Origin of the sequence: Streptosporangium sp. NPDC048047, assembly GCF_040653115.1 — a bacterium.
Classification (GTDB): Bacteria; Actinomycetota; Actinomycetes; order Streptosporangiales; family Streptosporangiaceae; genus Streptosporangium.
The window spans coordinates 13391-22685 of the sequence record NZ_JBEZNH010000044.1 but is presented as its reverse complement, the minus strand read 5'-3'; the positions used below and the strand labels follow the sequence as shown (position 1 = coordinate 22685).

Genomic DNA, 9295 nt, shown 5'->3' with positions numbered 1-9295 from the left:
GATTCACTTCCCAACGAAAAGACCAACACGCGCCCACGCTCGGCCCACCGGATCCGAGGCACTGAACCGGCGGCATGCAATGACACGGGGCCAAGACCTGCGAGCCATCAGGCACCTCCCGGTCCCGCGCTAGGTGGATCTGGGACGGACAGCAAGCCCCACCCCTGTCCGTCCCAGATCCACCACGGGCCACCCACCCCACTGGCCCGCTCCAGGTGTGCCAGTGCGGCCGCACGCTCCTCAGCGCTGCGCGGCCAAGTCCGCAACGGGATGTAATACGCCTGCTCCTGATCGACGAAGCGGGCCATGACCCCGCCCCGGTGCGCGCATCCGCGCACCATCTGCTCCAAGCGGTACTCGTCCACCAACAGCATCAGCACTCGCGCCGGTGAGAGCACGTGGCCGTCCAAACGGCAGGCCGCCGCAAAGCGCTCCAGATCCTCGGGCGTGAACACGCGCCCGCAGGGATGAAACGACACCACCGGCTCACAGGCCGCCGCCTCCGGATCAGCCACATCTGGTAGCGGCCCCCGGATCTGCCCGACCTGCTGCCGTCCTCGCACCAGCAGCGCCCGATACTCCCACCGGCTCACGTAGTAGGGGCGGCAGCGCACCACCCGCACTCGCGCATCGGGCACTTGCAGGCCGGTGTGGGCCAACCGCATCAACCCGGTCAGGGAAGGCTCAGGGGCGGGACGGGCACTCACCGGCATGGCACCCAGAACGCCACCGCGACCGTATGCGTCCCCATCGTGCGGGCCGGATCCGCGCCCAGGCTCCAGCGCACCATGATCGATCCGCGCTTGACCTGCCCGCACCCGGCGGGCGGTCCGGCGGGTGCCGGGGCCGCGTTGACCAGGACAGTCGCGTTCTGCCCGGCCATCAGCGTCCCGGAGGTCGCCGAGGCCACCAGCCCCTCGCCAGAGGTGAGGCTCCAGCTCACCTGCTCCTGCGGCGCGGCCAGCACCAGCGGAGCCGTCTGCGCCGCGCTGAGATCCAGGACGGTGGCCGAGACCGTCAACAGCGATCGTCCGGTCGGCGGCGGGGGAGCGCTGAGCAGCCGGGCGGGCCAGGCCTCGGCGGTCTCCGGCGGCGGCGGAGCCGCCGTCGGAGCACCGACCAGTCGCGCTACCGAGGGGGTAGGGCGGCGAGTCGGCGGCCGTGAAGGTGCTTCGGTGGCCTTGGCCCGCGATGGGGGCGGCGCCGTGGGCTTGGACGTCGGCCGCCGACTCGGGCGTGGCTTGACCGGCGGCGAGGGCGGCTCGCTGACCGGGGGAGGAGGCGGTGATTCCACCACGACGGGATCAGGGTCCTGTACGGCCGGAGCCGAAGGCGCCGCCGTGGTGCTTTCCGATGGCGACTGGTCCTTGCCCAGGAAGAACATGATCACCGCAATGGCGATGATCACTAGCACACCTGTGACGACCAGCAGAGCCGCCCGGGAGGAAAGCAAAAACCGCCGGGGCTCCTCATCGTCGTCCCAAAACTCCGGTTCGATGTCTTCCTGAGGCCCCTCAGCGTCGGGGAGGTCGTGACCGGCGGCGCTCGTAGTGCTACGGGCCTCGCTGTCATCCGGCGCCGTCGTGCCGCCCCCGGCGCTCACCGACGAGCCGTCAGTGAGATCGAGCAGATTGACCGCGCCTGTGCCGTCGGCGGATGCACTCACGTCCACGCCCCGTTTCGATCGTTGCGGTCAGGTTGGATGCGCCTCGGTGGATCCCCTGCGACGTCATCGCTGCCTGGCCGCTGTGACGGTGTTGGGATCAGAGCGCCGAAAGAGAGGGAAAGTCCCTGCTCGAACGCTTCTGACAATATTTGTCATCTCTAGTCAAGAGAGTGTAAGGATGAGAGTCATGATGCAATAGCACGCGCACGTTCGCTGTGATCAAGCTGTGACCCCTTTCCGCGGCGGGAAGAGGGCGTGCCTCCTGCTGCCAACGGCAGGCGCCATCAGTGCTCTGAGGCCACGGCCGGCAAAAGGGGCGCTCGGCGGCAAGGAGGACGCCGCAACGCTGGAGCACGCACTCCGGGCGCGCTATCGTGGAATTCATGAGCGACCAGGTACCGGGCACCCCCGGACTCGATGCACTACGGGAGAGGCTGTACGGCACCTTCGTCTCGCCCGTGCGCGTCGCCACACCCGGCCAAGTCGCCGACGCCCGCCGTGCCGTCGAAGAGATCCGCGCCAGTGACCCCCGGCTCATCGCCCGCATGGAGGACTTCTGGCACAGCGGCGAGGACCCGGCGCGAGCGAGCGCGTGATCAGCTCCGGCAAGATCTTCGACCCCTCCGCGCTGCTGCAATACGCCGCCGCACCCGAGCTCTACCAGCGCGCCCTGCTCAGCGTCGCCACCCGTGACGGCGCCACCTTGGTCGTGCCGGCCTCGGCCTACCAGGTGACCATCGCCCGTCGGCCGACCGCCCAGCCGATGCTGTTCGACCTGGTGACGACACCCGGGGTCACCCTGCACGCCCTGAGCGACCGCCTTGACCTGGAGAACGCCGCCTACCTGGCGGCGCCGTACCCCGAGTTGCACCGCGACGTGTGTGCCACACACTGCTGCCTGGTGGCCATTCAGACCGGCTGGCCCATCGTCACGGGCGAGCCGCAGCTGTATCTCCCGCTCGGACTTAGTGTCGAGAAGATGCCGTAGGGGAGTGCTCCCTTAACCAAACAGAATCAGGGTTCTGTAGGGTATAAGGCTGTGATTAAGGGCCTGGCGCAGGTGTCGGTCCCGCGGACCGTACATACGCGATCCTTCATGCGCCGACATCGTACAAGCGGATGGATCCAATGGTCATAAGCGCATGGGCGGCGTCTCGCTAGAAGCGGCTGAGTCTGCGCTGTAGGGCGGCTCGTAGACGGGCTGGACATGGTGAGGTTGGCGTGCGGCCAGCGCGGTGAGTTCGCGGGCGGCCGCCGCCAGCACCTGACGGGCGTCCAGGCCCGGACGGCCAAGGGTGGCGATGATCTGGCTGACGGCGGTGGCGGCAACAGCGTAGGCGGAGGACTCTTGGACCTGCTGAGCCAGCTGCAGGAACCAGGGCGCCGCGCTGGCGGGGTTGGTGAAGCGCTGCTGAAACCAGGTCACACCGCTTTGGTCGGGAGTCAGGATGCCGGTGTCGTAGGCGTGGGCCATCACGGTTACCTGGTCGATGACTTGACCGTTGTCGGTCATGGTGGTCAAAAGTGCGAACAGTCGGGCGCGGGTCGAATCGGTGAAGTCTTGAGGGTCCAACAGGATGCGCACCTCGGGAATACGACGAGGGTCGGCGATCAGTGCGGCCAGCAACTGATCTTGCTGGTCCAGGTGGGCTGGAACGGCGACGGGCGAGGCAGTAGGGCCGGTGGGTTCAGGGAGAGGAACGGCCGCTAGGTCGGTGACGTTGAGCCGGGCAGCCAGGCGGGTGATGACGTTTTTGACGTGCTCGTTGACGGAGAACATCAGCGCGACATGGTCAACGTCGCTGCTTTCACCGCGAGCGTGCTGGTCGATGAGGTCGGCCAGGCGCGCGGTATGCGCGATCAGGGCACGTCGGGTGTCGGCCTCTACTACCAGCAGGGCGTAGCTGACGGGATGCGCGTGGATGGGGCAGGCCGTCATGAGGTCGTGCAGATAGTCGCCGGTCAAGTTCGGTACGTGCTTGAGGCGTTTCAAGACTGCCACCGCAGCATGCTCAGCGGGGTCGGCGTGCCCGGCGGAGCGGGCGTCGGCATGGGCCAGAAGAGCTTTGTAGATCTCTTGGTGGGCGGGGCGGGCGAAGTCGTCGGCCTCTAGCCAGGAGCGCACCTGGTCGATCTGCGTCGGCTCCAGCAACAGGGCACCGAGGAGGGCTTGCTCGATGTGGATGTCCAGCTTGGTCGGTGGGTACAGGGCGCCGACTTGATCGCTCAAGGAGGTCATGGTGGCCTCGTCTTTGCCGGGCCGGTCACATGGAGGTCTTGGCGTTTGGTGGGGTGCTCATCGTCGCGCGGTCAGGTGGGGGCGGGACGTAGACCATGCTGTCGCTGGCGGTCACCTGTCGCCCGGTGTTCAGGCGGGCGAGTGATTCCTGCATGCGTTGCAGGGTGGTCATGGCGACGCCGATGGCTTGTGAAGGGGTGGCAGTGCCGGCGGTGACCGTGGTGATGATCTTTTGGGCTTGGGCGCTGATGTAGGCGGCGGTGTCGGTGGCGACCAGGGTTCGGGCCAGGGAGATGGCCTGGCCGGGTTCGGCTTTAGCGCAATGGGCCATGAAGCGGTCGGCTTGGCGGGCGCTGATGGCCACCTGTCGGCTGGCTTCGAACAGCACGGTGGGGGCGTCGATCGGCCGGTTGCGGTCGGCGAGATCCACCAGTGCAGCGTAGATTTCGGCGCGGCCGGGAGCGGTGAAGTCTTCCAGGTCCAGCCAGCCGCGCACTTCGGCTATCTGGCCGGGGTCGGTGACCAGAGAGGCCAGCAGTCGGTCTTCGGTGCGGGCGGTGCCGTCCAGGAAAGGCAGCGGTGCTCGCAGAGCAGCCAGGCCACGCTGCAGCAACGAGGGGGCCTGCGGGGTCTCGAGGACCTCGGTGTCGTCGGCTTCTGTCGCTTCCGCGGTCAGGATCTCAGGATCCAGCCTCCAGAGCTCGGCTAGTTTGATCATGACGTTGTGGGCGATGGTGATCTGCGCGCTGACCTGTTCGGGAGGCGCTTGGCTGATCATGTCGGCGATGCGCTGGGCGTGAGCGGCGATGCCGCGCCGGGTGGCGCCCTCGTGAACCATGACGGCATACTCGACGGCCTGAGAGGGCGTGATTCGGCTGGCGGCGATCTCGTGTACCCAGGCGCGGCTGCGGCCGCCTGCGACGGCGGCGTTCTCCACCGTGCGGCGCATGGTGTTCCAGCCGTCGATGTCACTCAGATCGAGCGTTTCATCTTGGCTTGCGTCGATGATGGCCCGCATGAGCTGCGCGTGACCGGGGTCACCGAATTCGGAGTCGTCGATGCCGGTTAGTTGCAGCGTCTTGCGGATTTGGCGAGGGTCACGCAGCAGGGCGGCCAGCAGGGCGCGTTCGGCGTACAGATCCGGGGTCATCGCGGTGCCTCCTCTTGGGCCGGGGTGGTCGCCGATGTGCCGGTCGCGGCCTGCTGGCGGGCGATCGCGGCCTGGCCGGCGGCGTATTTGGCCAGGCGGCGGTCAAGGTCGACGGTCAGTTGCGGGTCGGGGACGCGCACGTAGATACCGGCGCTTTCGTCACCGAGCCACCAGGTGCCCTCGATGCGCACCGCGGGCAGGCGACCCAGGCGTTCGGCGTGACCGGCTTCGACCAGGGCGGCGATGTCGGCAGTGGGCAGGGTGTCGGGCTGGGAGTGGGCGGGAGCGGCCGGTGCGGGCATAGGGGTCTCCGGTTCGATGAGGAAGGTGATCGCGGTGGCCGGGGCGGTAGCCCAGTCGGAGGCGGTGATCCAGGTGGGGAAATCCACGAACCGCGAGCCGTCGCGTTGGCTGTCGTGGCCGCTGCGCAAGCATTTGCCGGGATAGCCCAGGGCGGGGGCGTGGCGGGCCAGCGCGTCGTAGAAGGAGATCAGCGGTAGGTCACTGCCAGGGGCGTGGATGCGGATCCACTCGGCATACAGCGTGGTCAAGATGTCGAGCGGGCCGGGATGCAGGTGCCAGCAGTTGGGGATCTTCTCTTGCAGGGCGAGCGGAGGTTCGGTGTGGCGCGTGCACAGCCAGCTCACCCAGGCGGCCATGTGCCTCATGCGGGTGCGCCGCTGGCCGGGATCCATGGCTTCCCATATCCATCGCGGCGCGGCCGACTCGGGCGGCTGAGCCGGGCTCTGGCCGACAGTGTCGCCGGCCTGGGAGGGCGCGGCCGCGGCCAGGCGATGAGCCGGCGGGGTGGGCACGAACGCCGAGGCGGGGTGAGTCATGGAGTCTCTCCTTTGGCCAGGGCTTTGAGAGTGGGCTCGCCGAAGCAGGTGCGCATGCGCACGCGCATCGGCGGCAGGTTGGCGTACTGCATGACCGCGTTCCACTCGGGCAGCTGCTGCAGCAGGTGCACGGGGGCGAGTTCGTCTTTTTGCGGCTGGGTGGAGACGCTGTGGCGGCCGTCGTTGCCGGTGCTGTGGCTGGGCCGGTCGGTCACCTCGTTACCGATCATCCGGGAGAAGTACTCCAGGGTGTTCATGTCGCCCATGCCGGGCAGCAGCAGCCGCAGCTTGGATTGCGACAAGATGGTGCGGGCCGAGTCGGCTCCGTAGCGGGTCTGGAGCTGGGCCAGGTCGTGCCAGACGGTGATGAGCTGGATGCCCATGCCGCGAGCGGTGGTTAGCAGGGTCGGCAGGCCGGGGTAGCGGAAGACGTTTCCCGCCTCGTCCAGCGCCAGCAGCAGCCGTGGTTGGAGCGGGCCGGTGCGTTCGTAGGTCTGTTCAGCCTCGTGCACGATGGAGGCGACCAGCGCGGTGAACATCGGCGCCAGGGCCTCGGCCTGGGAGGGCGGGGCCACGATGCACACCGTGCCCTTTTCGCGCAGCAGTTGCGCGGCGGTGAAATCGCTGGTGGTTGCGCTGTCACGGATGCGGGGTCGGGAGTAGGCATCGACCACGGCGGCGGCGGTGAACAGCACGCTGCCCACTCCGTCGGGGTGCAGCCGCCAGACGGCTTCGTAGTTGTCGGCCATCTGCTCGTATCCGTGCTCCATCAAGATGGAGCGCACGTCGCGGCGGGCGTCTTGGCCGTCCAGGCACCAGCGGTAGAACCTGTCCACTCCCCCGTCGGACAGGTGAGCGGCCATCAGCACGGGGCCGACCAGGGAACGGGCCTTGAGCACCCAGGGGCGGGTGCGCGGGTCGTCGGTGATGGTCGAGGCGTCGCACAGCCAGCGGGCCATGCGGTCGGCGGCTTCTTCGTCGGTGGCGTACGTGGTGGGTGACCAGCGGGCCGGCCGCATGAACGACAGCCCTTCGGGAGCCACCACCCAGACAGGTCCGTGCTTGCGCCGCGCCTTGATGATCCATTTCAGGTCGGGGCCCTTGGCGGTGGAGACCACGCACGGGCCGTTCCACTCCAGCACGTTGGGGATGATCAGACCCAGCGTCTTTCCTGACCCGTTGGGCCCGAACACCGTGGCCGAGATGCAGTCGTCGCCCGCCAGCAGGGAGCGGGTGCGCATGCTGCGTCCGGCGACGATGCGCCCGGGACGCTCGGCGGGGTCCTCGGGTACGGTGATGCGTTTTTCGTGCGTGGGCGTGGCCCAGGCGGCGCCCCGGTTGCCGCGCTGGGCCAGATGCTCGCGCAGCGCACGTCCGGCCAGGAAGACGATGGCGCCGACCACCACGAGCAGCAACGCCAGCAGCCCCCAGAACACGCCGGGCTCTAGCGGCCCTTGGCCGGTGGCACGATGCCAGGAGGCGGCCGCGTCAGCGGAGGTCAGCAGGTATGCCACGAACGCCAGCGCGTCGTTGAAGTCGCCGGTGCTGCCAGCGGCGGCGGCCGCGGCGCGCCCGGCCAGCCACACCAGCACGACCATGCTCATCAGCGCGGCGAAGAACGCCAGCGCGACATAGTAGGGGTCGTTGCCGCTGCTGGACGCAGGCGGAGCCGGGGTGAGGGTCATGGGTGTGCCCCGTTCGCTCCTCGCCGGGCCCGGCGGCCGCGCCGCCCGGCGGGCGCGGCGCTTGGAGGAGATGGATCGGTGCCGACCGGTAGGGTCAGCTGCTCCCCCGGCCCGGATGGGCCAGCCGAGGCGGGCGGCCGGTAGTCGGTGTGGGTGAAGCGCGCCTCGGCCGAGGAGCGCACATGCTGGATGAGGAAGGAGCGTCGCCCTGCGACCTTCCACAATCCGACGCCGGGCCGGAGATCGGTGACGATCTGCTCCTCGGTGGTGTTCAGCCCGAAGTATTGGGTGCACAGCGGCACCTGGCCGCTTTTTTGCTGATACAGCACCACCGTGCCGGTGTCGGCGATCAGCCCCAGGGCCAGGGACTCGCGTTCACTGCCGGCATCGCCGGCGGCGTGCAGGTCGGCGGGCTGGTGGAAGACCAGCACGTTGGACACCAAGTTCTGGCGCGCCAGCTTGCGCATCGACTGATACCAGCGCAGCGTGCCCAGCGTCAGATCAGCCCAGGCCTCATCGGAGACGACGAAACGCCGCCGCCCATCGCGCTGGCCGAGCGCCGACTGCAACCAGGAGGTGGCGCAGATCCGCACCAGCGGCAGCGCCGAGCGGCGCTGCGCCAAGATCCGCGAAAGGTTGATCACGATCAGCCGCGAGTGCGGTCCGGCGTCGATGTTGGTGGGGGCATCGAACATGCCGCGCAGGTCACCGTCGACGAGCCGCTGCACGCCCATGATCAGGTCGGCGGTCTTGTCGCGCAGCTCGCCGCGGGTGATGGGCAGCTGATCGACCAAGCGCTGCGCCGGATCCATCATGGCGTTGATGACATCGCCTAGGACCGGCACGCGGGGCCGGTCGACGGCCGCCACGGCGACCGCCGGACCACCGCGGGGATCGGTGCTCGGCCGCAGGGCTCCCTCGGTGACTTCGGCCATCGCGATCTTGCACAGGGTGTGCTCGGCTTGGGTCAGCGGCCGATCCAGCACCGCGGTGCCCAGCGCCACCAGCATGGCCAGCTGCCGTTCGGCTACCAGGTCCGGATCGCTGGTACCCAGCGGGCCGGCGTCGAAGGGGTTGAGCCGGGCGGGCAGGCCGGGGCCGAGGAACACCGGCTGGGCGCCGACGAAGTCGGCCAGATCGGAGTATTCGTCCTTGACGTCGGTGATGTAGGCGTCGCGCCCGAACTCGTACCCGCGGGCGATCATGCATTTGACCAGGGTGGATTTGCGGGAGCCGATCTCGCCGAGCACCATCAGGTTGGGGTTGGTGACCAATCCGGCGTCGTAGTACTCCCATGGGTCATAGCACCAGGTGCCGCCGCCGAGCAGATTGTGGCCGACCAGCGGGCCGAGTGAGCCGACCCCGGCATCGGCCATCCACGGGTAGATGGCCTGCAGCACATCGGTGGTGGCCCGGTGCGGCGGCAGGTGCAGGCGCCGCAGCTGGCGACCCGACATTGGGCGCAGTGCACCATCACCGAACACGCCGGGCACGGTTTCGGTGGCCCAGGCCGGACCAGGGCGGGCGACAGCTGGGGCGGTGGTGCGGCGAATGCGCGGCACCTGGACGTCGACCTTGGCCACCGGCCCGTCCGGGCGGGAGCGGCGCTTCAGCCACATGCGATCCTCCGGTGAGCACGGTGAGGACGAGGAGCGATCCGCCAGCGCGGGAGGCGCGGACGCGCCCGGCGAGAACGGCGCGAACGGCCAAGCTTTC

9 protein-coding genes are annotated in these 9295 nt (G+C 68.8%); 2 read left to right on the top strand and 7 right to left on the bottom strand.

Translation table 11 applies throughout. The features are described 5' to 3' along the window. Positions 1 to 107: 107 nt before the first annotated feature. Positions 108 to 668: a hypothetical protein gene (locus AB0D67_RS29085; RefSeq protein ID WP_362942832.1), complete on the bottom strand. Its 561-nt coding sequence runs from the start codon at positions 666 to 668 to the stop codon at positions 108 to 110. Between the two features lie 35 nt (positions 669 to 703). Then, positions 704 to 1672, bottom strand: a complete 969-nt coding sequence (locus tag AB0D67_RS29080) for a hypothetical protein (RefSeq protein WP_362942829.1) — start codon at positions 1670 to 1672, stop codon at positions 704 to 706. Between the two features lie 377 nt (positions 1673 to 2049). Between AB0D67_RS29080 and AB0D67_RS29075 the strand changes: the two genes are divergently transcribed. Together AB0D67_RS29075 and AB0D67_RS29070 are read left to right on the top strand one after the other, a co-directional pair. Further along, a complete protein-coding gene (locus AB0D67_RS29075; protein WP_362942826.1) occupies positions 2050 to 2262 on the top strand; it encodes a hypothetical protein in 213 nt (70 codons plus the stop codon). Continuing rightward, positions 2259 to 2654: a hypothetical protein gene (locus AB0D67_RS29070; RefSeq protein ID WP_362942823.1), complete on the top strand. Its 396-nt coding sequence runs from the start codon at positions 2259 to 2261 to the stop codon at positions 2652 to 2654. Before AB0D67_RS29075 ends, AB0D67_RS29070 begins: the two co-directional genes overlap by 4 nt. Before the next feature lie 144 nt (positions 2655 to 2798). Here the strand turns inward: AB0D67_RS29070 and AB0D67_RS29065 are convergent, their stop codons facing one another. The 5 genes from AB0D67_RS29065 to AB0D67_RS29045 are packed head-to-tail and all read right to left on the bottom strand — an operon-like array spanning position 2799 to position 9198. Beyond that, the gene (locus AB0D67_RS29065; RefSeq protein WP_362942820.1) at positions 2799 to 3896 is read right to left on the bottom strand and encodes a DnaB-like helicase N-terminal domain-containing protein; all 1098 of its coding nucleotides are present in this window, start codon (positions 3894 to 3896) and stop codon (positions 2799 to 2801) included. A gap of 34 nt (positions 3897 to 3930) precedes the next feature. Further along, on the bottom strand, positions 3931 to 5055 hold the full coding sequence (locus AB0D67_RS29060) for a DnaB-like helicase N-terminal domain-containing protein (RefSeq protein WP_362942817.1): 1125 nt from the start codon (positions 5053 to 5055) through the stop codon (positions 3931 to 3933). Beyond that, positions 5052 to 5894: a hypothetical protein gene (locus tag AB0D67_RS29055; RefSeq protein WP_362942814.1), complete on the bottom strand. Its 843-nt coding sequence runs from the start codon at positions 5892 to 5894 to the stop codon at positions 5052 to 5054. Before AB0D67_RS29055 ends, AB0D67_RS29060 begins: the two co-directional genes overlap by 4 nt. Then, positions 5891 to 7579, bottom strand: coding sequence for a type IV secretory system conjugative DNA transfer family protein (locus tag AB0D67_RS29050; RefSeq protein WP_362942811.1), 1689 nt, complete (start codon positions 7577 to 7579; stop codon positions 5891 to 5893). The genes AB0D67_RS29055 and AB0D67_RS29050 overlap by 4 nt, the downstream gene beginning before the upstream one ends. Then, positions 7576 to 9198, bottom strand: coding sequence for a hypothetical protein (locus AB0D67_RS29045; RefSeq protein WP_362942808.1), 1623 nt, complete (start codon positions 9196 to 9198; stop codon positions 7576 to 7578). Before AB0D67_RS29045 ends, AB0D67_RS29050 begins: the two co-directional genes overlap by 4 nt. Positions 9199 to 9295: the final 97 nt, after the last annotated feature.

Coding starts and splice junctions, on each gene's coding strand:
- AB0D67_RS29075 (WP_362942826.1), top strand. CDS start 2,050: ATGAGCGACCAGGTACCGGGCACCCCCGGACTCGATGCACTACGGGAG.
- AB0D67_RS29060 (WP_362942817.1), bottom strand. CDS start 5,055: ATGACCCCGGATCTGTACGCCGAACGCGCCCTGCTGGCCGCCCTGCTG.
- AB0D67_RS29055 (WP_362942814.1), bottom strand. CDS start 5,894: ATGACTCACCCCGCCTCGGCGTTCGTGCCCACCCCGCCGGCTCATCGC.
- AB0D67_RS29050 (WP_362942811.1), bottom strand. CDS start 7,579: ATGACCCTCACCCCGGCTCCGCCTGCGTCCAGCAGCGGCAACGACCCC.
- AB0D67_RS29045 (WP_362942808.1), bottom strand. CDS start 9,198: ATGTGGCTGAAGCGCCGCTCCCGCCCGGACGGGCCGGTGGCCAAGGTC.